Raw genomic sequence first — 24,334 nt, forward strand, 5'->3', positions numbered from 1 at the left:
AATAAAAGAAGAACACAAAAAGAACGGGGATTATTATGGTAAAGAGCACTCGCCAAAAGCACGCTCGCAATCAAGAGTATCGCTCATTTGCAAATGTAAGCGCCAATTTTAGTGCATCAACCGCGCGAAAAGTATCGCTTAGCGCGCTCACAACGGTTCTTACTGCAGCCACCTGCTTGGGCGGTCAGCCAATCCTCGCATCCTCTAATATTCTTCTTCCTCCAACTACAGCGGCATTTGCATATCAAGTGAGTAGCACAGACGCTGATCCTACTCCTTGGCTGCATACGCCGAATATTCTTGAGTATCAGCGCTACCGCTACCAAAATAGCAATGGTGACGCAGGTTACGTGAACACTGACGAAAATCATGATGACTACAACAAGGGCAACTACGACGACTTAAAGAACAAGACGGATATGTATGCGCATGTTAAAACGATAGGAAACGACCAGTACCTAGTCTTCGACGTGTTCTTTAACAACGACGGCAAGTCCATGCTTACATCGTCTAAAAAACAGCAATATGTGTGGCTAGTGCCTTATGCTGTTGCAGATTTAAACAATGGTGCTTATAAAGGCGATACCGTAACTGATTTACGATTTGATTTCTACAAGCGCAATGGCAGTTCACCTCAAACGTATGCAAACCTTTCTCATGATATTAAATTGTTTAATCATGAGGCAAGCAAATCGTTCGATCAGAATTTATTTAACAATGACCATGATTATAATGGCTCTACTTATAAGAATTCATTGAACGTTCGTAACGGAGGAAGTAGAGGACGAGATATATCCGATAACTTCCACGTTAACGAAAGAGATTTAGATGACGCTATTAAGAAGGCTATAGCTCCTGGACCAAGCCCTTATAGCGGATACAATTACGGCATTGGTATAACAACTGTTAATGTTGATTACGCTGTACGCATGCATTGCAAGGTAAAGCTGCGCCAAGGCGTAACAACAGACGACATTCAAAACGCTTTTACTTACGCAAACACAAGCTCTTACGGAAGAAATACACATTCTGCTTACACCTTCATTTCCGGACGAACTCACGACGAAAACTTCCCTCGCACAAAAAGCGATAATTTGCCTCCAAAGCTGTATTTTAATGGCAAGGAGCTTACAGACGACTCCAGTAGCATTACCGTATATCAAGGTGATAAGCAAAAGATTACTTTCGGCACGTCCGATAATAGCGAAAAAGTAACTAATTTCTCTGTAAAAGGATTCCCGGATAGCATAAAGAATGCAAACTTTGATGAGAATAATAAGGACGGTTATGACGCAACTGAAAAGAATCCTTACAAACACGAAATTAATGGCGTTAAGTTTGAGCACAAGGATGAAAAAAATAATCCAGTAAACTCCGACTACACGATTACAGTTTCTGCAACCGACGCTTCCGGCAACAAAGCAGAAAAGAAAGTCACTGTACATCTTAAGAACCTGAACCAGAAGTACAAGGCTCCAACCGCTACCCCACTTACTGTTGATTGGGGGCATAAGCTTACTGAAAAAGAACTGGAAAATCAGATAAAAGGCAATGATGGAAATGGTACAATAACTTTTATTGACAAAAAGTTACCAAAGACAAATCTATCCGAAAGCCGTTTCAAACATTCTAAAAACACTCTGCAAGTCGCATCAAAAATCATATATGCGGATGGATCCTACCATATAGTGAACATTCCTGTAACAGTTAGAAAGCCACTTGCTTTTGAGCACGCACCAAAAGGTAGCGAGAACACTGTAACCGTTGGGGATAAACTTAAACAACCAAGCGATTACATAACACTCGAAAATAATTCTGACAATAAAGTTAAGCCGCAAAAAGTAGAATGGTACGGCGGAACACCTAATTCCAGCACAATTGGCAACTTTAATAACACTGTCAGAGTGCATTACACAGACGGTAGCCACAAAGATACTACTGTAACATTTAACGTTAAGCCGAAAACACCTGTTATTGAAACAGATTTAACCGGTCGCGCAAAAATTAAAAACCAGAAAGTAGTAGTAAACGTCGGCACTGGGTTTATACCAGGTGCCACAAACAAAGTTACATTATACGATGCCAACAATAACGCAATTGGCTCTACTACCGAAATCAAAGACGGTAAGGCAACTATTACTGTAGCTAATGGCATACCTGCAGGAAATGTGTATGCGATTACAAGCAGTTCATACAACAATCATCAGGATAAACATACAAATACCTTCAATTTATCTTCCGATAAAAGTGAAAATCATCAAGCTACAGAAGATAAACAAAAGCCAACACTTACAGCAAACGATGCAACTGCAAAAGTTGGAGAAAACTTAATCTTTAATCTTGAAGCAAAAGATGATATTAAAATTGACGACTTCAATATTGCAGCTCCACTAGCGAAACTTGTAAATGGTGATTTTTCACGTTTGAAGATTGAATACCAAGGCAAACAAGATGATCCAAAAAATCGCAAAGTAAAAATTACGATACTCGGCATGAAAGAAAGCGAAATTGGAGAACACGAACTTAAGTTCTCAGTTACTGATGCTGCTGGAAACAAAACTGAGAAGGAAGTTAAGCTAACAGTTAAGCAACCTTACGAGCTAAAAGCAAATCCTATTACCGTTGACTTAGGTCATGAACTTACTAATGATGACGCTAAGAAGATATTTGAAAACAGCAAAAATGTTCCTTCTGGAACAACATACACTTGGGTTACTAAACCTAAGACCGACTCAACTGGTAAAGAAAATCCTGGCACAGTAAGAGTCACCATTCCTGGAGAAAAACCTAAAGAGATTTCTGTAGCTGTAACAGTTCAAGATACAGTGAAACCAGTAATAAAGGTGTACAAGAAAGGCCCTGGTGACACTTGGACTGAAGTAACCGAAAAGGTTACTGAAGGCAAAACAAGTTACACAAAGATTGACACGTACCACGGTGACAAGTGCGAACTGAAAATAACAGCAACAGACAACAGTGGCAAAGTTACAGATTTGAAGATTGATCGTTTAATAACCGGCATGACTTCATCTGATTTTGCAACAAAGCAAGGTGTTGGTTCTGAAAAAGATCCTCGAGCTATAAAGATCGCAGGCTCTGTGCCGAATGGCACGGCTGCCGGAGCGTACTCTAGGACTCTTGTAGCAGTTGATGGCTCTGGAAATCAAACGAACTTCCCAATTCGCTTTATTGTGCACAATCAAGCAGATAAATTCGGCAAGATTACTCCAAAGGATATAACTCATAACATTCCTGAAGATGGCAACAATAATAATCACCCAAAGGCTGAAGATGGTATATCCGAAGCTAGCAAGAAAGATTTGCCAACCGGTACAACGTATTCTTGGGTTAAGGAACCAGATTGGAATAAGCCTAGCAAAGATACAACTGCTACAATTCGCATAACGTTCCCAGACGGTTCTCACGTAGACGTTTCACCAAAGCTTACTGTTACGGATACAATTAAGCCTGTTATTGAAAAGCCTGATCTAGGAACAGCATCACATGGAGGCAAAGATCATTACTTGCTGAAAGTTCATCGCGGACAGAAGTTTGACCTTACACTGAAAGTTCACGACAACACTGGCAAAGTAGTCGGCGCAAACTTGGATAGCACGGTACCTGATTGCGGAATTACTAAAACTAATTTAACAGTTGACAATGCAGGCAACCACAGTGTTAAGAACCCTGCTATTGTTCATATAACTGGCACAGCACCAACCAACGAAGGAACAAGCCAATATTGGAGCCGTACTGTTACTGTAACAGACGAGGCTGGTAATAGTTCTAAACTCCCTATTCAGATTGCTGTATATACAAGCGCGGAGGAACACACTGCAACCGCTACGCGTATTACTAAGCAAAACGGTAAAAAAGTAACAGAAGACGATATAAAGAAAGCAGTAACAACTGACTATACAAATAAAGACAAAACTAAGAAACCAGTAGTTTCTGTAAAAACTGGCCAAACTTTACCAGATGGAAGCACTCCTGGAAACTCCACAATAACAGCTATTGTTACTTATCCAGATGGTTCTACAACAGAAGTCGAAGTGCCTATTACCATCCAAGAGCCAATGAGTAAGACTTATAAACCTACTACAAACGAGGTTGATAAGTCTTACGGCTCTACTAAGAAGCAAATAGAAGATTCCATAACAAGCACTTCTACTGGCGGCGGAATATCTTGGCCTAAGAACAAAATTCCTGCAGGAACAACAATTAAGATTGCAGACGAAACCAAGATTCCTAGAGGAACTGAACCTGGCATATATGAAGTTCCTGTAACGATAACGTATAGCGATGACTCTGTTGGTTATGCAACAGTAAAAGTTAAGATTGGCGAGCCGCAGAGCAAGAGCTATAACCCACAAGGCAATACGCTTACGTTTGCTTACAACTCGAAGCCAAAGACTGACAACATATCCGGTAAAATTACTGGTGTTGGCAAGGATAAAGGCATTAGTCTTAAAGATAAGCAGGGTAAGGATACAGCGCTTCCTACTGACGCAAAAGTTGCCATTGACAACACACATAACATTCCAGACGGAACTAAAGCCGGCACGTTTGATATTCCTGTAACCATTACGTATAAGGATGGTTCAGAAGATCATACAGTTGTTAAGGTAACAATTGGCGAACCACAAAGCGAAACAAATAAGCCAACTGTTACTGATATAACGAAGAAGTATGGCGAAAAATCTAATAAAGATGAAGTAAATAATCACGTTACTTTTGACAGTAGTAAGCCTAAACCAACCGTAACTGTTGAAAATGCTAACGATATTCCAAATGGTACAACTCCTGGCGACGTAAATATTAACGTTAATATTGAGTATCCTGATGGCTCCAAATCTCGCGTTACAGTAAAAGTTACTACTGGAGATCCTGATACCAAGACTTACGCACCAAGCGCAAACGAAGTTAAGAAAAACCGTAGGGATAAGATTACTGCTGCGGATATCACTGGTGCTGTAAAGACTTCTACAGTTGATGGCAAGCCTGCTCCAACAGGAACAACAGTAGAGCTTGTAAACAAAAACAACTTGCCTGATATGACTAAGACTGGCACAACTAATGTTCCTGTTAAGGTCACATACCCAGATGGGTCAGAAGTTGTTCTTGAAGTTCCAGTGGTAGTTAAGGACACTGACAAGGATATTTACACGCCAACGTCTTCTACACTAGAAAAGCCTTACGGCTCAACTATTAGCGAGAAGGATATTACTGATAAGGTAACAGTTCCACACTTTGTTGGAGATGCAACTAAAATCTCTTACAAAGTCAAGGATACTAAGAAGATTCCAGGAGGAAACTCAGAGCCTGGAGCTTACACAGTACCTGTAACAGTAACTTATCCGGATGGCACAAGCGAAGATGTGGACGTAAACGTCACAATCTTGAATAAGGATTCCGACTCTTACGAACCAACCACTACAACTCTTACGAAGAAGCACGGCGAAACGATTAGCAATGCCGATATTACTAATCAAGTAAGAGTTCCTAACTATCCAAGTGGCAAAAAGCAACCGACTAAGACTGTGGGAACTGAAACAACGCTTCCAAATACGAATACTCCAGGTGAAAGCGATGTGCCGGTTACTGTTAAATACCCAGATGGTACGACCGACACTGTAAATGTTCATGTGGTTGTTAAGGATGCGGATGCGAATACGCATACTCCACAAGCTGAACCACTTGAAAGAAATATCGACAGCGGAAAGCCTTCGGATAGCGACATTACAAGTAAGGTTACGATTCCTAATTGGCCAGCAGGCGAAAAAGATAATCCAACTTACTCTATTGCTGATAGTGATAAGGCTCAGATCCCTGCTGGAGATAAGGCTGGCAAGTTTGAGGTGCCTGTAACGGTTACGTATCCGGATGGATCAAAAACCTTGATCAACGTGCCTGTAATTATTAAGGCTCCAAAGCCACAAGCGAAAACTGGCATGACTGTGCCAAAGGGTGCGGAACCTAAGCCAGAAGACATGATTTCTAATAAGGATAAGTTCCCTGATGGCACCATCTTCGAGTGGACCGAAAAACCAGACACATCTGAGGAAGGCAACAACAAGTCCGGAAAAGTAAAGATCACTATTCCTGGATCTACTACTCAAGAAGTGCCAGTAAAGGTTAACGTTGTTGACCCAAGTGCATCTGAAGTCAACGTGCCACAAAAAGGCAAGTTGCCAGATGCTAAGGATGTTATTAAGGATTCTAGCGAAACGAATAAGTATCCTAGCGGAACTACCTTTACATGGAAACCTGAGAATACACCAGATACCAGCAACTCTGGAAAGAAAGATGGAGTTATACTAGTCACCCTACCAGGCCAATCCCCTGTAGAGGTGCCTGTAACAGTGAACGTTACGCCAAATCCAGAAACGAATGTTGTTAACGTGAAGGTTGGCGACAAACTTCCAGACGCATCGAAGGGTATTGCTAATAAGGATAAGTTCCCTAAGGGAACCACCTTCGACTGGAAGAAGGATGACGAGCCAAAGACCGACAAGACGGGTCCTGCTACTGGCACTGTGCTCGTTCATATCCCAGGTGTGAAAGATCCAGTGAAAGCCAAAGTTACTGTGAACGTAAACCCTGCGCCTACAGCGCAGGACACCTCCGTCATTCAGAACAGCGATCCAGATCCTAAGAACAGCATTAAAGACAACGATAAGTTGCCTAAGGGAACCACCTTCGAGTGGAAGAAAGATGCTGCTCCAAAGACCGACAAGACTGGTCCTACTACTGGCACTGTGATTGTAAAGATTCCAGGGCAAGATCCTCAAAAAGTGCCTGTAAAAATTACTGTTACAGCATCTCCTGAAGGAAAAGACGTAACCGTGCTGCAAAAGACTGGCGGCAAGGATACCACTCCTCAGCCACAGGAAGTTATTAAGAATCATAGCGATTTGCCTGAGAATGCTGATGTTTCTTGGAAGAAGAAGCCTGATACGTCAAAGACTGGCAACCAGCCAGGAATTGTGACTGTTCAGGTTCCAGGCGAGCCAGATGTTGACATTTCAGTCAATGTGCTCGTTGTGCCAAATCCAAAAGACAAGACGGTGAGCGTGCCAGTAAACGCCAAGCCAAAGCCAGAAGACAGCATTGCTAATAAGGATGAATTACCTAAGGGAACAACATTCACCTGGGCAACTGGAGAAAATGGCATGCCAGACACAAAGACAGCTGGAAGCAAGAACGGCACTGTTGTTGTACATATTCCAGGTATCGCACCTGTGAATGTAACAGTAACAGTAAACGTTGTGGATAAAAACACGCCATTTATCAACGATGGCAATGCTGAAAACAAGCCAGATTCTAATAAGACAACCATTACTGGTAAAACTCAGCCAGGAAACACCGTAACTGTCAAAGAAGGTGAAAACACTGTTGGTACTGGAACTGTCAAAGAAGACGGAAACTTCACTATCGAAATCGATAAGAAGGATTCTGGTACAACACTCAAGCTTGTTCCAAGCAAAGGTAATGAAGAAGGCACTCCAGTAGAAGTAACCGTCACGGCTAAACCACAAAAGCCAACGATTACGGTACCAACCGACAACCAGAAGAACTACGGAAACGTAACTGTAACTCCGCCAACTGGCGACACAACGGTTGTAAAGATTGAAATCAATGCTAAGCCAAATTCAATCAATGGTCCAGAACAGCCAGTTCGCACAATTATTGCTAAGAAGGATAACGATGGTAAGTGGAAGATTGACGGAGACGCTCCAGATGGCGTAACTGTTGATCCAAAGACTGGCGTTGTTACTATTCCAGCAAAGAATTTGGAGGAGGGCAGCACTATTACTGCAGTATCTAAGAACAAGACAGATAAACCATCTGATCCTGCTACTGCTGTGACTGGCTTTAAGACTCCACAGATTAGCGAGCAAACGCTAAAAGACAATCCAGATGATTCTACTAAACAAATCATCACTGGAAAGACTCTTCCGGGCGCAACAGTAACTGTTACCGACAAAGATGGAAAGCAAATCGGAACAGGCGTTGCAGATAAGAATGGCAACTTCACTATTGCTATCGACAAGCAAAAGCCTGGTGCGATTGTAAACCTTACGCCTACAAACGGCACAGGTGATTTTGCTAAGACTGGAAACACTGTTGAAGTAACGGTTGGCGGAGATATTGCCGTTCCACGCATAGATACGCCTGCAGACGGAAGCGCCACAATAACGCCAAATCCTACGGATACGCGCATAGATAAGGTTGTTATTACCTATACGCCTGAAGGCAATGGAAGCACGCCGCAAACTGTTACAGTCACCGTTATCGCCGAAGGCGATAAGCGCGTGTGGAAGATCGACGGCTCTGCGCCTAACGGAGTAACTGTTGATCCAAATACTGGCGTTGTTACTATTCCAGCTTCAAACGTTAAAGACGGAAGCACGATTACTGCTGTTGCAAAGAACAGCGGAGATAGCACTGCTAAAGGCTCGTCTAGCACCGTTACAGGCACGATTGCGCAGCCTGGAGGCAGTGGTAGTGGCGATAGTGGAAGCGGCGATAGCGGTAGCGATGACGATGGCAACGGCGGTAGTAGCGATAGCGGAAGCCACGATAGTGGAAGCCACGCCAACAACGCCAACAACGCCAACAACGCAAAGAATAATGGCAACAAAAATGATGCTAGCAGCCACAATGGCAGCAATAATCATGGAAACCAATCTCACAATAGTGGATCTAGAAGAGATAAAGGTGCGCTAGGTAATACTGGCGTTGGTGTTGCATTAAGTGCTCTTGCATCTGCGATGCTTGCTGGCATGGGAGCAGCAGGAAAGGCTGTATCTCGCCGCAAGAAGCGCAACTAGCTAGTAGCCTCTATAAATAAACCCATAAAAGGCCTGGAGCGATTGCTCTGGGCCTTTTTATTGCCCGCTTTTGTAGACATCCGCTTTTGTAGACTTCCGTTTTTTATAGCTCTAAACGGCGTGTTCGACTACAAAAAGCGGGGGGTTATAGTCTAAAAGCGGAAATGACTCGAGAATATCGCTCGCGAGCTCGTCAATGAGTAAAAAAAAAACGCGGTAAAATACCGCGAAAACAAACATATTGTGGGTGATATAGGAATCGAACCTATGACCCCTTCCGTGTGAAGGAAGTGCGCTAGCCGCTGCGCCAATCACCCAAAATTTTTTTAATTATGCGTGAAAGGCAATCCTTTCGAGTGGGCGATACAAGGTTCGAACTTGTGACCCCTTCCGTGTCAGGGAAGTGCGCTACCGCTGCGCCAACCGCCCAGGTTGTTTATTAAGCTAACACGCTCAATCGAGGTGGGTACGAGAGTCGAACTCATCTATACGGCTTTGCAGGCCGCTGCCTAACCGCTTGGCTAACCCACCACAAGGCCGATAACTCACCAGACCTAGAGCGGACAACGGGACTCGAACCCGCGGTCTCAACCTTGGCAAGGTTGCGCTTTACCAACTAAGCTATGTCCGCAATGCTTTCTCGCTAACTAATGCCAGTCCGAAGCACGAGTAACTACTATACCAGAAATATTTATAAATTCAAGTCCGCCGCCCGTTGGCGTGTCGAATAGCAAACACTGTTAAATTTTCTACCTAACATTCTTTAAAACTCCGTACCCAATCGCCATCCTTCCCCCATTTTCAACATATTCCCTAATATTTTTTTGCAAACTTGTTTCCGTCTTGCCACTTTCCTTGCCACTTTCCTTGCCACTTTCCTTGCCACTTTCCTTGCCACTTTCCTTGCGCACTTCCCCACACGCTTCTACATTGTTTTCCTTGCCACAATTTACACCATTTTCACCACGCCCAAAAATCTTGCAATTTTCTCCAAAAACCCAACGCTTGTAGTCGTCAGAATATGCAATTCCAAAAACTCTAAACATAGATCTAAATACTCGAATATTCGACTTTTCTGGTAGCAACTTATCTAAAGCAGGATCAAGCAGCCACGATATACAATAAAAAGTGCAATTCTTTAACTCAGGAATGTACTTATCTATAAACTCATTAGCTAACATAAAACTTATCGTTAAATTTTCTATGCTTAACTTTGCATCAGACGGAATATGTACGCTTACCAGATTTTGCCTTTTGCAAAACTCAAATTCTAATTCACCTAATCTAAATATTTTCATAGAAAGAAGACGTGGAAACCAAAATTCTTCACTAAAAACAAAAGGATACTTGCCAACACGAATCTTCTTAACAAATCTTTTAATAAAACCAAAAGTACTTAAAAAGACTTCATCTTTAATTCCAGCTTGTTCATATCTTCTACGCACCAAAAGAACGCATACCATAAATATTGAAAGAATCCGCATTCCGCTATCATCAGCACAATATTCATTCAATTTTGCAACTGCTAACTCTTGATTAAACCCGTCATTAAAAAGGTCTTGTATGCAATCCATCAAAACAAAAATATCTATATTTTTAAAAGATTGTACTATTGTGCGCGTTAGGCAATCATCAAAATGCAATTCGTTACACAGATTTTCAACATCTTCTTCAGTCTGCGAAATCAGGTATGACTTTTCATCTTCTTTTAACAAATCACACATTTTTACCTCACAATAAGCCTCACAATAAACTCACAACAAGCCTCACAACAAATCAAAATTAACTTCAAACATCCTTTTCCATGGAAAATCTACATTATTGATTTTCAAAGGAAGCGCTTTCGATAAATTCAACTTGCTATACTCTTTCTGCAACAAGTTTTTAGCTTCGCACTTAGCCCACGCTTCGCATGGCTTTACATCAAAATAATTACCACCATAATTATCAATCCTATTAGCTATATTCCATCGAATATTTGATTGATATAACGCATCTTCGATTATTCTATATGCAATATTTTTCTTTATACTTTTTGAATCAATGCCTAAAATTGCTTGAGATAAAACTGTTCCCAAAGTATTACAATTTGTATTCCATCCCGCATAACTAATAATTCTGTCTAAAACGTTATTATCATCTAGCAAAGTTAATAATTGCAAATCCCCACCGTTTGAATACGCACTATCGCATAACGCAACTTTCTTACCAGATTCAACTAGCGTGCAAATATGATTAGTAAAATAATCTAAATTTCTATACGTGTCGTACGCTACATCATGATTAGATACAGAAAATTCTGCTTCTTGCATAACTTTTCCAGGAGCATTAATCATTAAACAAATGTTGTTTAGTCCACTTAAACCGCTTAAATCACCTAAATCGCTATCTTCCCAATTTTCTAAAAGCCTTGCTCCACAAGCTAAAACATGAGATTTTAGGCTTTCAAACATAGGCCTATCTTCGTAAGAAGGAACTATTGTTGTCCCTAATATAGACGAATATTCAACACTTATAGCAGGCTTTATTCTATGCGATTTACAAAACGCTCTTGCAAGCAGAGTCATGCCAACTTCATCTGATCCAGGATACATAGCAACTCTACTGTTTAACCTCTTAGAATAAACAGCTGATTGAAGTCTTCTTTGAGATACTGCAGTATATCCGTATGGACTAGAATCGTCTTGTGGAAAAATAAGATAATCAATAGTATTATTTGCTACTAAATCAAGAATTGATATATTAATACCAAGATTTTTATCACGACGATTTTCATAATCATCAATAACATATTGAGGAATATCAAAAGATTCTAACTCTTTCTCCTGCAATTGTGTTAGATCATTGCATCTAATCTTTTTATCACTCAGATATGCTCTTAAATAAAGACTCCTACCATATTCTGCGTAATAATCAGGCTCCTCATCGCTGCTGTTATACGCAGGCGCGCGCATAACAGTGCAAAAAACAAATAAAGTCATATTTGGATTAACTTTTTTGAGCTTTTCCAATACGCTCAGTCTGCTTTGCAAACAATCGCTTTGTAAATTATGTACTCTTGAAGGAACCAATCCCCCATACACAAGCATGTCTGCAGATATTATAGCAATATCACATTTTTTGGCGTTATCCATCAAGAAATCAACTATTCCATTAATATCTGCAGACTGTTTTTTATTACCTAATAATTCTAACGGCACATTTACAAGGTCAAAATCACTACTTTTAGCTAAAAGCTCTGGGAACTTATAGTTACAAGGTCGCTCGTCTAATGGAAGAAATAAGACTTTCATTTTAACCTTTCAACCCACCTTCTTGTAATCCTTTGTAAAGATGCTTTTGGAATAAAGCAAAGAATACAACTATAGGAATAAGCGATATTATTGCACCAGCCGCAACTAATCTAGGATCCGTATAGAACGTTCCTTGTAAACGATTCAAGCCAACAGTAAGCGTATATTTATCGTCATCGCTTAATGCAACCAATGGCCACAAGAAGTCGTTGTAGCTTCCAACAAATGATAATATTCCAATAACAGTAAGCGTTCCTTTTACCTGCGGCAAGGCTACATACACGAATCTTTGCCAAATATTCGCTCCATCTACTTTTGAAGCTTCTAGTAAATCTTGCGGAACAGATTTAAACGCATTTACCATAAGCAATACGTTTAACGGGCCGATTAAACCAGGCAAAGCCAAACCAAACAGAGTATTAGTTAATCCCATACCTTTTACTAGAAGGAATGTAGAAACAAGAATACCTTCGCATGGCATGATGATTGCGGCAACAAAAAGCAAATAACCAATTTTACTAAACTTAAACTTTAAGCACCCAAAAGCATATCCAGCCATTGAGCATCCGATTATATTCCCCAAAACATTCATTGCTACAACAATCAAGGTATTGCACAAATAGTGAAGTATAGGAACTGTTCTAAATGCTTTTACAAAATTTTGCACTGTAAAATCATGCGGAATCAAATACGGAGGCATTGCAAAAACATTGTCATTAGGGCCCTTAAATGCTAGTGCAATTTCCCATACTAATGGACCAGCTAGCAATATGAACACTAATACAAGAATGCAATATTGAACTATCGTTCCGATTCTAACGCGATGAGTGTTATTAGTTTTCATCTCCAGCACCCCTGTGAACAAATATTTGCTGAATAACTGTTATAAAACCAACAATAATTAACAGAACAACGCTTATTGCACTAGCGTACCCAGTGCGAGCGCTCAATCCTGTTCCTTCTTGCTGAATCAGCATTGTCATTGTTATGTCTTTTCCGCCTATTCCGCCTGTACCACGAGTAATTACATACACCTCGTTAAACACTCGGAATGCTGCTACAGACGAAAGCATCATTATTAGAGTCATTGTGGATCTAACTCCTGGTACTGTGATGCAGAAGAATTTGCGCATTATTCCAGCTCCGTCTATATCTGCAGCTTCGTACAATGATTTATTTATGTTAGCTAAAGCTGCTAAATAAATAATCATGTAATATCCAAGACCTAACCATATTGTTACAAACATTGCACTAAAAATTGTTAGCCATCTGTCTGTAAGGAATGGCAATGGCCCTGTTACTACGTGAATCATCTGTAGAATGGAATTAACTAATCCCCTTGTATCGAGCAAGTTAGTCCAGATAAGCCCTATTACCACTGCAGACAACACTACTGGGAAGTAGTAGGTTGTTCTAAAGAATCCTATTATTTTTGAATCTTTACTCACCAAAGCAGCAAGTATAAGAGGCAAAATAATCATAAATGGCACAACGCATACTGTGTATAAAGCAGAATTGAAAATAGCAGTTACAAAACGACTATCGCCAAATAGTTTTGCGTAATTTGCAAATCCAACATTGTGCCCAGGTATAAGCATTCTAGCGTTTGTAAAAGATCTTAAGATGGTGTTTATAAACGGATAAATGCAAAACAATATAAGTATGATTAAAGCTGGCAGAACAAATAACCAAGATATGCACCCATCTTCGTTAAATTTTTTACGGAAGATGCCCCGAGGGGCAGGAGCCGCATTACTGCGACTCACTGCCGACTCGGCTTGTGGATTATTCATAGGAGAAATCATTACTTTAACCTGTCGTTTAGTGCGGCAACTGCTTTATCAAGCGCTTCTTTAACTCCCTTTTCTCCTTGAATTGCCTGAGTTAATTCAGGAGATAGATAGTTTACGCCGTCAGTATCGGAAATCTCTGGTGGGAAGTTTGCAACAGTACCATTATCAATTTCTTCCTTAGCAACTCTAAGAACCTTGCCTTCTATAGTAGATTCGTCAATGCTCTTAAAGAATGGATCGTCCATTGCGCCAGCTGCCGAAGGATAAGTGTTTGACTTCTTAGAAAACTCAACTTGATTCTTCTTGTTTGTTAAGAAGTTAGCGAGCTTCAGAGCCATTTTCTTATTCTTTGTTTGAGAATTTACTGCCATTAGCATTGGGTTAAGCGTATTCTTCTTGTTTGTTGCCAATGGTGCTACATCGAGTTGCTTATAGACTTGCGGAGCATTTGCCTTAAATGCGGCAACAGATGAAGTTGAATCAAGCATATACGCTATGTTTCCTTGGAAGTATAGTTTCTCTGCGTTAATTATGTTTGCATTCATTCCATCTTTAGGAATAGCACCCTTCTTATAAAGATCTGCATAATGCTGAATATACTCAACACCCTTGCTAGAGTTAAAGGTAAACTTTGACCTGTCTTTACTCAAGAAGTTAACACCATATTCCTCAAATTGCGAAGGGAATACGTATGGAACAGCAATCATGTAGCTCTTACCACCGCATTTTTCATTAACCGTATTTGCCTGATCGAATAAATCATTGTAGGTTTTTGGCGGCTTATTAATGTCTAGACCGCAGTTAGCAAAAACATCCTTGTTCAAATAAGCAACATCAATATTTAAGTACCATGGGAATCCGTAGACTCCTTCGTCAATACCATTGCCCGAGAATTTAGATCCATCCCAAACCTGAGGCAAATAGTCCTTGGCCATTCCTGCAGCTTCTTTACTAAGATTCAGCAACGCTCCAGACTTTGCAAGATTGTATGCTTGCTGTTCGTTAACATTTACAATATCTGGCAATTGACCAGCTGCGGCATCCGTAGACAACTTTGAATCATAGTTTTCTGCAGGCTGATCGACCCACTTGACTTTTACTCCAGGATTTTCTTTTTCAAACTCACTAATAAGTTTTGTAAAATATGGAGTGTAAGTATCGTTCTTAAGATTCCAAGTTTGGAACGATACTGTAGAAGATTCGGAATTATTTGCAGAAGAACCGCATGCGCATAACGATAGTGCGGCTGCGATTGAGACGCATCCAGCAATAACACCTTTACCAATAGCATTCATAATGTTTCTCCTTTGAAATCAATTTATGTATTAACAGTTACGTATTAGCAATATCTAGTTGGAAAATGTATGTAATTAATTATTTCCCTCCTTTTTTATATCGTTATTGTGATTGCCGATAAGAGCTGCTCCTAACGCACCAAAAAACACCTCTTGATCTGCAATCACTAGACGATTAGATATATTTAATGAGGACAAAAATGGCGATTTTGTCTCAAGTTCACCAATAACTTTTTGTATATCCTTTAATAAAATTGTTCCTATCTTGCTTATGCCACCGCCGATAACAATAATTTTTGGGTCAAAAGTTACTGTAAGCATTTGTATTGTGCTTACAAGCGTGAATATGAATTTATGCCAGACTTTTTCAGCCTTTTCATTTTTATTGGAGACTTCTCTTAGCAACGATGCAATAGGATACCCATTTTTGGTAGGCCACATTTGCGCTAAAGCGCTTCCAGATATTATTGTTTCTACACACCCACGCTGACCGCATGGGCACATTGCACCATTTTTGTCTGCAACAATGTGTCCTATCTCTCCTGCAATCCCAGTTGAACCGTGGAAAAGCAACCCATTAATAACTACTCCTGCCGAAACACCAGTGCCTAAATTCAAGAACACTAAACTGCTTGAATTTGCTCCATAATAATGGTATGCACCAAAGGCTGCAGCATTAACATCGTTATCAATGTAGGCATTTATTCCAAATCTATTTAAGATTTCAGATTTGAAATCTAGATTATGCGATCCCAAATTCACCGATTCGCATACGCAACCAGTGTTTTGATTCACTAATCCAGGTACTCCAATACCGATACTTAAATCAACTTCCTTTCCATATATATTATTAACTTGCTTAATCACTTTTGATATGAGATTACACACCTCATCAACGATTTCTTTTTCTCCTTGATGAGTAGACACTTGAGAATACGCAATAGGCTTATTGTGCGTGTCAAAAGCTGCACACAGCACCTTTGTGCCACCAACATCTACACCTATACGTATTGGCGAATCAAGTGCCATAATAAACTCCTTACAATTACCTCTACCTTGAAGTAAAGTCCATATTTATTGGATTAAGTACAATTATTGCACTAAAAAATAAAAAAGCAATACCATTTATAATATTTATCAAAAAACATTGAAAATAAAGGCGTTTCGCAATATAACTTATTAATACAAAAAACGTAAATTCAAAAAAATAATTTCTAAAAACATCTTTTAGTATATGTTCCAAACTATATATTTATCTGATAATATGTAACATATAAAAATAAAAGGGCTTGAAGATGGGATGCAATATGGAAGATACCCAAATACCTCAGTCGATGATAAATCAGCTGATGACGGTTTCTCAAAAAACAATACCCGCAGACGCAAGAATAAATAATAGAATGCTAGTATTCAATTATTTATTCCCAAAGCAAATACTCTCTAGAGCAATGCTTGTAAGAAAGACAGAACTTTCAAAAGCATCAATCTCTACCGTTGTATCTGAAATGCTAGATGACCACATGCTTATAGAAAGTGGGCATGAATCAAAAATAGAACGTGGTAAAAGAGGAACATTACTAGAAGTTGATGCAACTTATTGGAATATTATAGCTATTGATATTTCTCAACCATGCTTAATACAAGGCGCAATCCTCAACCTATGCGGAGATATATTAAAACGATCAGAAATATCACTATACAAAAACACAGATGTTAGCGCAGACAAAATAGTTGAATTGTGTCAAACTCTTATAAAGCAATCAAACAATAATATATTGGGAATAGGCATTGCTGTTCCTGGAATTGTAGACAACAATGGAAAAGTCATACGTTCGTTGAACCTCCAGTGGGAAAATATAAATCTTAAAGAAGAATTAAACAAATATTTTGACTGCCCTATTATTATTGACCACGATACAAATAGCGCACTTCTAGCAGAAAGATTTTTCGGCAACGGAGTATCAAACACTATATTTATACAATTATCACTAGGCGTTGGAGCATCTATATTAATAAATGACGCAATAATTACTGGCATAAACAATTCTGCAGGAGAAATCGGTCATATAACCGTTGACACTAATGGTCCAACTTGCACATGTGGAAAAAAGGGATGTTTAGAAACATATATATCTGCAGAAATATTGCATAAAAAAATGTTCACATCTAATCAAGCAAGAATAGACATACTAACAGAAGCTGGACATTATTTAGGAAAAGCTCTTACAACAACTATTAATCTTTTAGACTTAACAGATGTTGTTATTTATGGACCATCCGACATTGTAAACAAAGTCTTTATAAGCGCCACGGAAGAAGCCATACAAGAGTACGGCCCTTATAATCCAAAACACTTGTGCACCGTAAGACGCTGTACGTGTAATAACGACATAACTCTTATTGGAGAATGCATTTCTGTTATTCAAAACAGAATTATGCATCTTTAATATACGAAAATATACCAATATTTACCAATAAAAATCTTTAATCATATTGAATATGTATTAAAAGATAAAACTTAAACAAAAATAGCAAAGAAGCATTAATCATGGATATAAAAGAATCAACAATAATACTTGTGCCTTATCCACAAAAATTAAAAATTACAGGAAACGACTCCATAACTCTTCCAGAGTCAAGCTATATTAGTTTCAAAAATATTAAACCAGATACAAGAATTACTACTGCTGGAAAACAGTTATGTGCAGACTTAAAAAATCAATTTAATTTTGATTGGAATGTTAGCTATGGAGATGGCTATAAAAGCGCCATAAATGTATCAATAAACAAGGATCTTCGCGCACAAGAATATAAAATTTATACGTCATTAGCAAATAATCAACCAAGAATAAATCGTGCAATAATCACTGTAGAAGCTAAAGACATTCAGAGTATTTGTTTTGCAATACAAACTATAAGACAGTTAATTAAACAATTTGGAACAAGTATGCCTTTAATAGAAATTGAAGACTTTCCAAAAATACCAGTCAGAGCATACTCTTACGACGTTTCAAGAGGTAGAATACCTAAGCTTTCTTGGCTAAAGATTTTGGTAGATCAATTGTGCTTATACAAATATAACCAACTACAGCTTTATGTTGAGCATACTATTGATTTAGAAAATACTATTGAATCGTGGATTAAGCATACCCCACTTACATGCAGTGAAATTATTGAACTAGACGAATATTGCTACAACCGAGGAATTGAGCTTGTTCCTACTATGGCAACTTTTGGTCATATGTACGAAGTTTTAAGAAGTCCGTCTTATAAAAATCTTGGCGAATTCCCTAGCCAATCACAAAGGCCGTTTAGCTTTGTAGAAAGAATGCTGCATCACACATTTAATCCTGTAAACCCACAAACAATACCATTCATAAGTAAAAGAATTAAAGATTATGCAGCATTATTTAGATCAAATAAATTCAACATTGGCGCAGATGAAACCTTTGATCTTGGCTGCGGAGAAAGCAAAGAAATTGCGCAAAAAGATGGCGTAGCAAACCTATATTCATCTTACGTTCAAAAATTATGCAATTCGTTACAAGAAATAGGATCACAGCCAATAATGTATGCAGATATTGCATTAAAACATCCAAATATGTTATGCGCCATTCCAAAAAATGTTATTTTTGCAAACTGGAATTATGCAGCAAACGTTACAGAAGATAGTGTTAAATTAATACATAATCAAAACGCACAGCAATACGTATGCCCTGGAACACAAACTTGGAATCGACTAATACCAGACTTTGATTGCGCAGTTAGCAACATATCTAAAATGTGTAAATATGCTCACAAAAATAACGCTTGTGGATTATTACTCACAGACTGGGGAGATTATGGTCATATAAATGACCCAATTCTCTCTTTGCCTTATTTGATTATGACTGCTCAATACTCATGGGGATCTAGCAAGATAAGTAAAAACAATGTAGAACACGATTTTGCAGATATCAATTCGCTAAATACCTTATTAAAAAATATAAGCAATATTCTTACCGATAATGCTTGCCCTCAATTATGCAATATTCTTCAAGAAGCATCACACTCACAAGCATTTAGCTGGTCAGACGCGGTGCAATTTAAAGAGCTTGATGATAATGGCAATTCAAACAAAGATGTTTTATTCTTATTAGGATTCAAAAAAGACATATCTCTAAAAGAAGCAAGAAAACAGTTTTTGACTGATAGAAATCAACAAATATTAAATGCAGAAAAATACAACAACACATTGTACAAATGCATAAATGATCTTTATAAAACGTACTCTTGCTCCAAATGCTACACACTCAAAGAAAGAATAAATAAAGACTTTATAAACACAACAATTTTAAGTATTCAAGGCCAGCAAATACTTAATAGCCTTGGATTGTATATTCTTAACGCAAGCGCAGAATATTCAAATAGCAGCAATAAAATAAGCAAAGACCAAGTAGCTTACTTTGTACAGACTATAAACAATTGGTTTATTCAATATGCAAATAGGTGGAATTCTATAGGAAAATCTGCAGACTTGTACAGGATTCGACCAGTTTTTGATTGGCACATAGATTGGCTACTAAAAAATGCCAATTAAATATATTACTTTTATTACTTTTTATTACTATTTATTATCCGATGACTATTTTATGAAAATTATAAATATAAGATGAAGGCTTTTATGAATAACACAAACTTCTCAATCAACGAACAAGCAATTCTAGACTCTGGATTAAAAATATCCAACATATTCGATGTAAAACATAGAGTTTTAGGAAGATATAATCATGTAAAAAATCCTTGTGGAAGCAAAAAATACTATTCAACTTATTGGACTGGAAGCGGCGTTGAATTTTTGTATTCAGGAAACTCACTAAAAGTTGTAATTGAGTCATCTTACACACAATATGAACCTTGGGTAAGCGTAGACATAGATGGGTGCCAAATAAGCAAACAAGCACTTAACAATGGCGTTAACTTAATTCAATTGTCTAACGATTTAGAAGATAATAAATATCATAAAATACGTTTGCTAAAAGAAACACAGTTTATGCACGAAGACCCGACTCAAACTTTTGTTATAGAAAAAGTCATATATGATGGAACTTTTAGGAATCCAGAAAAACCATCTTTAACTCTTGAATTTATAGGAGACAGTATAACAAGCGCAGAAGGAGCATGCGCGAATGCGAGTATACAGAAATATTGCTCTGCCATTTTTAGCGCTTGGAATGGATACCCTAGAATAGTGTCAGACGCATTAAATGCAGATTTTAGCGTAATATCTCAAGCAGGCTGGGGAATAGTTTGCAACTGCGAAAATAATCCTAATTGCACATTAACAAATATATACTCAAAAATTTGTAAACCTGCTCAAGGGAGAAACATTGAATTTGGTTGCAACGATAGCTATAAACCAGTAATCAACACTGATTTTATTGTTATAAATCTTGGAACAAACGACGCCACAGCTTGCCTTGCAAACGAGTGGGAAGACCCGAAAACGCATAAAAAATTCAAGTTAAGTTTAGATAAAAATGCTCTAAACTCAAGTGAAAATGACTTCTTAGATAATGAGTCTGCAAAGATAGTTAAAAACGGCGTAAATAACCTATTAGAAACAGTTAGAAATATTAACCCAGACTCAACCATAATTTGGTGCTATGGGATGCTTGGAAATAGGCTGGAGAATCTTATTAAACAATCCATTAATGATTTCTGCAATAAAACGAGCGACAAGAAAATATTCTATATTGAATTACAAAATACTAGCGATAATAATCTTGGCGCATGCAGTCACCCTGGAAAAATAGCACATAAAAATGCTGCGCAAATCTTAATTAATAAAATAAGACAGTTGATGTAAAGGATGACAATCAAAAAAGAAAGTATGCATTACACAAAACTGTAGTGTGATTGCGCGACGACCTACCTTTTCGCTTAAAGCGTAGCGCGAAAAGGTAATTCGGAGCGCTGAGCTTGCTTAAGGTTGAAAGCACAGTGTGCTTTCAACGCAAGCGAAGACGTTCGCGCGCTTAGACCGCGCGAACAATTACTTGCATGAGAACTTAAAGCGTAGCGCAAGGCATGTCATCGCAAAAACGCACTACATGAAACCGCAAATCTTCCGCATTTTGTAGTTATAATCAGCGTGTTCAACAACAAAATAAAAGCCGCAACGAAAAATCCACTGCGGCTTTTATTGCTTATAAACCTTTCTAAAATTTTCAACAATGCCTAATACTCTGCAATTTAACAATTACAGTTAAATACGGCAATAAATAATTTATTTACTAAAATACCTGACTACAATACCTGACTCTACTACGCCTCATCTTTCTCAACGTGCGAATGGCTATAAATCATCTTCATAGAGAAGATGAAAATAACCATAGCTGCAAGAACGATAATTCCGCCTATCATAAACACGTTTGCATATGTGGAAGCAAGGCCGCTTGCTGTTCCAAACATAGATCCTCCGCTCATCGAGCCATTGGCCATAAGCTGTCCGAATAAAGATACACCAATCGAACCAGTAATAGCTTGAAGCAAATCATTAAATCCTAAAGCTCTACCAGATTCTTCAGGTTCTACTGTCAAAGTTGCAGTATCAACAATTGGCTGGTAGAAGAACGAAGTGCCAAAGTAGTAGATGCACGGAGCAACAGCAAGCGCCCAAACCTGGCCTGCAGGAATCAAAATAGCTATTGCAATCAAGCCGCATCCCATGCACGCAAGAGCAAGAATTACCGAAGCTTTGCGTCCAATCTTTTGAATAATAGGACCAGCAACAAATCCCATAATCGCAGCTAAAATGATTGACCAAACAAGCCAATTAGACACTTGGGAAGAATCAATCTTATAAACATTTAATCCAATAGCATTGCATCCTGCATTCAAAGTGTAGCTAAAGAAGTATCCAACAAAGATTACAACCATAGTCATTGCAAATGCTGGATTTGTAAGCATCTTAGGTGTAATGAATGGGTTCTTAGCCTTATTTATATAAACAACAAATGCGATTAACGTCACCACGCAAGCAGCAAGCCAGAAATAATTCATATCTGTAAAGAACATAGTTACAGATGCTGCAAATAGACCTATAAGCGCAAAGCCAATAACATCAATCCTTGCGCCCTTGCAATGTTCATCTGGCAGATTCCTACGCAATACTGGCAGCAAGAACACTGCCAACACGCCAATGCCAAACAGAATTCTCCAATCAACTAAGGTCATATATCCCGCAAGGAATACACCCAAAGCGGCAGCAGCACGGAATACTGCAACAAATATTCCGTACCAAATAACTCGCTTCTCCTTTTCTACATACTTAGAAACCAGCACCAAGAATATAGAGCCAGAAACTTGCCATCCAGCAGATTGTAAAATCCTAGCAATAATTACAATCCAAATATTAAGATGACCAAAGCATCCAAGAACCGATGCAGCAACAAACACAACAGTTCCTAATGTCATCATTTTCTTTAGCGACACAAAATCACCAAGCGAACCATAAATAACGCACACAATACCCAAGACAATTCCTGGCAAAGACGTGATTAATGGAGCAAGGTTTGCTTGTTTTAGCTGGTCTCCAATATTTACGTAAATCATTCCAAAAGCCTGCTGCTGCAAGACGCCAAGAGTAAAAATAGCGAGCACAACAGGAATTGCAACTTTTGCCATTTTATTCATTTTTGCGAACTCTTCAGTTCCCTCTTCAGGAACTGGAATGCCATTAGTTCGCTCACTGACTTCAACTTTAGTCATGGCTATTCCTTTCTTCTATTCTTCCAATTAAATGGAATATTTTTACCACGCCTATATTTTTGACGCAGCATCGCTGGCACAAATCTTCATTTGACTTATGTCAACAACATTTACTTATAAATCAGCTAAATCAGCAATAACCCACTAAAAAACGAATTTTCTAACAGATTTCCCTATGCATAGAAAGCTGATATATTTTTTTACAATCATCTGGATTTAGCCTTGCAACAGAACCTATAGAATTATCTTCACCAAAGAACTCAATTTGACTCAGCATCTTATCGATTCCATCTTTCGGCAAACCCGCATCTTCAAAACTCGTAGGCATACCTAAGGATTTGAAAAACTTTTCAGTTTCCAAAATTCCCTTATTTGCTAAATAAGATTCACTATCTACAGTGCTAACATTTGCTTCAGTAGAAATGCCAAACACTTCTTTTGCGTATCTAGCAAATCTCTTAGCATTCTTGCTAGAAGCAACCTTCATCCATGAACACATGATTATAGATAATGTTGCACCATGAGGAGTGTTATATAGAGCACTAATCTCATTCGCTAACGTATGCGTAGACCAATCTTCATTGCGACCAATACTAAAAGTATTATTCTGAGCAATTGTTGAAATCCACATAATCTGCGCACGCAAATCATAGTTTTCCAGATTTTCCAAACAGCGCGGACCTATGGAAATTAGAGTGCGCAAAACACCTTCACACATGGAATCCACTACCCCAAAATCGTTATCATCGCTAAAATATCTTTCGCAAATATGACTAAACATGTCTACTATTCCGCATGCTGTTGGATATGCTGGAACGCTAAGAGTTAGTTCTGGATTCATAAAAGCAACAACAGGTCTGACTATTGTATTAGATATAAGCAGCTTAAGATGCTCAGAGTCATTATTTATAACCACTACTTTGCTTGATTCACTACCCGACGCAGGCAAAGTAAGCACAGAAAACACTGGCAAACTAGACTTTACTTTCTCAAACCCAGTAAAATAATCCCATACATCACAATTACCAGCAGCTCCAATACCTATAGCTTTAGAAGAATCAATTACCGAACCACCTCCAATTGCAACGATGCCATCAATGCAATTATTTTTTACAACTTCAATACCTTTTCTAACTAGCGATAGCTTAGGATTTGGCTCAACTCCACCAAGATCAACAAAATCAATATTGTATTTATGCAAACTATTTTTAATATCAAAAAGAATATGTGAAAGGTATTCTCCCCCATCATAATGAAGAAGAACCTTGGATATACCTCTATCTTTTAATTCTTTTCCAACTTTACATTGAGCATTCCTGCCAAACACAAACTTAGTTCCAATGCAAAGATCAAAATTATTAATCATG

Annotated in this window: 12 protein-coding genes and 4 tRNA genes; 4 read left to right on the plus strand and 12 right to left on the minus strand. The window is 38.5% G+C overall.

Annotated elements, in window-relative coordinates; genetic code table 11:
• Positions 1 to 35 precede the first annotated feature (35 nt).
• Positions 36 to 8,834, plus strand: a complete 8,799-nt coding sequence (locus tag NYP67_RS05390; protein ID WP_473411268.1) for a Rib/alpha-like domain-containing protein — start codon at positions 36 to 38, stop codon at positions 8,832 to 8,834.
• Between the two features lie 244 nt (positions 8,835 to 9,078).
• On the opposite strand, the gene NYP67_RS05395 is transcribed toward NYP67_RS05390, so the two are convergent.
• From NYP67_RS05395 to NYP67_RS05440, 10 genes are all read right to left on the minus strand, one after another.
• Positions 9,079 to 9,151: transfer RNA gene (locus tag NYP67_RS05395), tRNA-Val, on the minus strand.
• A 40-nt stretch (positions 9,152 to 9,191) separates the two neighbouring features.
• Positions 9,192 to 9,263 (minus strand) — tRNA-Val (locus tag NYP67_RS05400).
• A gap of 31 nt (positions 9,264 to 9,294) precedes the next feature.
• Positions 9,295 to 9,365 (minus strand) — tRNA-Cys (locus NYP67_RS05405).
• Between the two features lie 27 nt (positions 9,366 to 9,392).
• A tRNA-Gly gene (locus tag NYP67_RS05410) sits at positions 9,393 to 9,465 on the minus strand.
• Positions 9,466 to 9,583: 118 nt separating this feature from the next.
• Positions 9,584 to 10,558: an acyltransferase domain-containing protein gene (locus tag NYP67_RS05415; protein ID WP_473411269.1), complete on the minus strand. Its 975-nt coding sequence runs from the start codon at positions 10,556 to 10,558 to the stop codon at positions 9,584 to 9,586.
• Positions 10,559 to 10,600: 42 nt separating this feature from the next.
• The gene (locus NYP67_RS05420) at positions 10,601 to 12,127 is read right to left on the minus strand and encodes a DUF4127 family protein (RefSeq protein ID WP_473411270.1); all 1,527 of its coding nucleotides are present in this window, start codon (positions 12,125 to 12,127) and stop codon (positions 10,601 to 10,603) included.
• Between the two features lies 1 nt (position 12,128).
• Positions 12,129 to 12,971: a carbohydrate ABC transporter permease gene (locus tag NYP67_RS05425; RefSeq protein ID WP_102704738.1), complete on the minus strand. Its 843-nt coding sequence runs from the start codon at positions 12,969 to 12,971 to the stop codon at positions 12,129 to 12,131.
• Positions 12,961 to 13,932, minus strand: coding sequence for a carbohydrate ABC transporter permease (locus tag NYP67_RS05430; protein ID WP_415680512.1), 972 nt, complete (start codon positions 13,930 to 13,932; stop codon positions 12,961 to 12,963). The genes NYP67_RS05425 and NYP67_RS05430 overlap by 11 nt, the downstream gene beginning before the upstream one ends.
• The gene (locus NYP67_RS05435; RefSeq protein ID WP_016785565.1) at positions 13,932 to 15,215 is read right to left on the minus strand and encodes an ABC transporter substrate-binding protein; all 1,284 of its coding nucleotides are present in this window, start codon (positions 15,213 to 15,215) and stop codon (positions 13,932 to 13,934) included. The genes NYP67_RS05430 and NYP67_RS05435 overlap by 1 nt, the downstream gene beginning before the upstream one ends.
• A gap of 75 nt (positions 15,216 to 15,290) precedes the next feature.
• Positions 15,291 to 16,244, minus strand: a complete 954-nt coding sequence (locus tag NYP67_RS05440) for an ROK family protein (protein WP_415680511.1) — start codon at positions 16,242 to 16,244, stop codon at positions 15,291 to 15,293.
• A 278-nt stretch (positions 16,245 to 16,522) separates the two neighbouring features.
• Here NYP67_RS05440 and NYP67_RS05445 point away from each other — a divergent pair, with 278 nt between their 5' ends.
• The 3 genes from NYP67_RS05445 to NYP67_RS05455 all read left to right on the plus strand — a co-directional run bounded on the left by NYP67_RS05445 (position 16,523) and on the right by NYP67_RS05455 (position 21,063).
• Complete coding sequence (locus NYP67_RS05445) at positions 16,523 to 17,662, plus strand: ROK family protein (protein ID WP_415680510.1); 1,140 nt, start codon at positions 16,523 to 16,525, stop codon at positions 17,660 to 17,662.
• Between the two features lie 101 nt (positions 17,663 to 17,763).
• Positions 17,764 to 19,794, plus strand: coding sequence for a family 20 glycosylhydrolase (locus NYP67_RS05450; protein ID WP_415680509.1), 2,031 nt, complete (start codon positions 17,764 to 17,766; stop codon positions 19,792 to 19,794).
• Positions 19,795 to 19,878: 84 nt separating this feature from the next.
• Positions 19,879 to 21,063, plus strand: a complete 1,185-nt coding sequence (locus NYP67_RS05455; protein ID WP_415697453.1) for an SGNH/GDSL hydrolase family protein — start codon at positions 19,879 to 19,881, stop codon at positions 21,061 to 21,063.
• Between the two features lie 458 nt (positions 21,064 to 21,521).
• On the opposite strand, the gene NYP67_RS05460 is transcribed toward NYP67_RS05455, so the two are convergent.
• Both NYP67_RS05460 and NYP67_RS05465 read right to left on the minus strand, forming a co-directional pair.
• Complete coding sequence (locus tag NYP67_RS05460; protein WP_415680950.1) at positions 21,522 to 22,967, minus strand: MFS transporter; 1,446 nt, start codon at positions 22,965 to 22,967, stop codon at positions 21,522 to 21,524.
• Between the two features lie 160 nt (positions 22,968 to 23,127).
• Positions 23,128 to 24,333 (minus strand): iron-containing alcohol dehydrogenase, encoded by a 1,206-nt coding sequence (locus NYP67_RS05465; protein WP_346284304.1) that lies wholly within the window; start codon positions 24,331 to 24,333, stop codon positions 23,128 to 23,130.
• Position 24,334: the final 1 nt, after the last annotated feature.

It is taken from the genome of Gardnerella sp. c23Ub_4, from assembly GCF_055804115.1.

Coding starts and splice junctions, on each gene's coding strand:
- NYP67_RS05390 (WP_473411268.1), top strand. CDS start 36: ATGGTAAAGAGCACTCGCCAAAAGCACGCTCGCAATCAAGAGTATCGC.
- NYP67_RS05415 (WP_473411269.1), bottom strand. CDS start 10,558: ATGTGTGATTTGTTAAAAGAAGATGAAAAGTCATACCTGATTTCGCAG.
- NYP67_RS05420 (WP_473411270.1), bottom strand. CDS start 12,127: ATGAAAGTCTTATTTCTTCCATTAGACGAGCGACCTTGTAACTATAAG.
- NYP67_RS05425 (WP_102704738.1), bottom strand. CDS start 12,971: ATGAAAACTAATAACACTCATCGCGTTAGAATCGGAACGATAGTTCAA.
- NYP67_RS05430 (WP_415680512.1), bottom strand. CDS start 13,932: ATGATTTCTCCTATGAATAATCCACAAGCCGAGTCGGCAGTGAGTCGC.
- NYP67_RS05435 (WP_016785565.1), bottom strand. CDS start 15,215: ATGAATGCTATTGGTAAAGGTGTTATTGCTGGATGCGTCTCAATCGCA.
- NYP67_RS05440 (WP_415680511.1), bottom strand. CDS start 16,244: ATGGCACTTGATTCGCCAATACGTATAGGTGTAGATGTTGGTGGCACA.
- NYP67_RS05445 (WP_415680510.1), top strand. CDS start 16,523: ATGGAAGATACCCAAATACCTCAGTCGATGATAAATCAGCTGATGACG.
- NYP67_RS05450 (WP_415680509.1), top strand. CDS start 17,764: ATGGATATAAAAGAATCAACAATAATACTTGTGCCTTATCCACAAAAA.
- NYP67_RS05455 (WP_415697453.1), top strand. CDS start 19,879: ATGAATAACACAAACTTCTCAATCAACGAACAAGCAATTCTAGACTCT.
- NYP67_RS05460 (WP_415680950.1), bottom strand. CDS start 22,967: ATGACTAAAGTTGAAGTCAGTGAGCGAACTAATGGCATTCCAGTTCCT.
- NYP67_RS05465 (WP_346284304.1), bottom strand. CDS start 24,333: ATGATTAATAATTTTGATCTTTGCATTGGAACTAAGTTTGTGTTTGGC.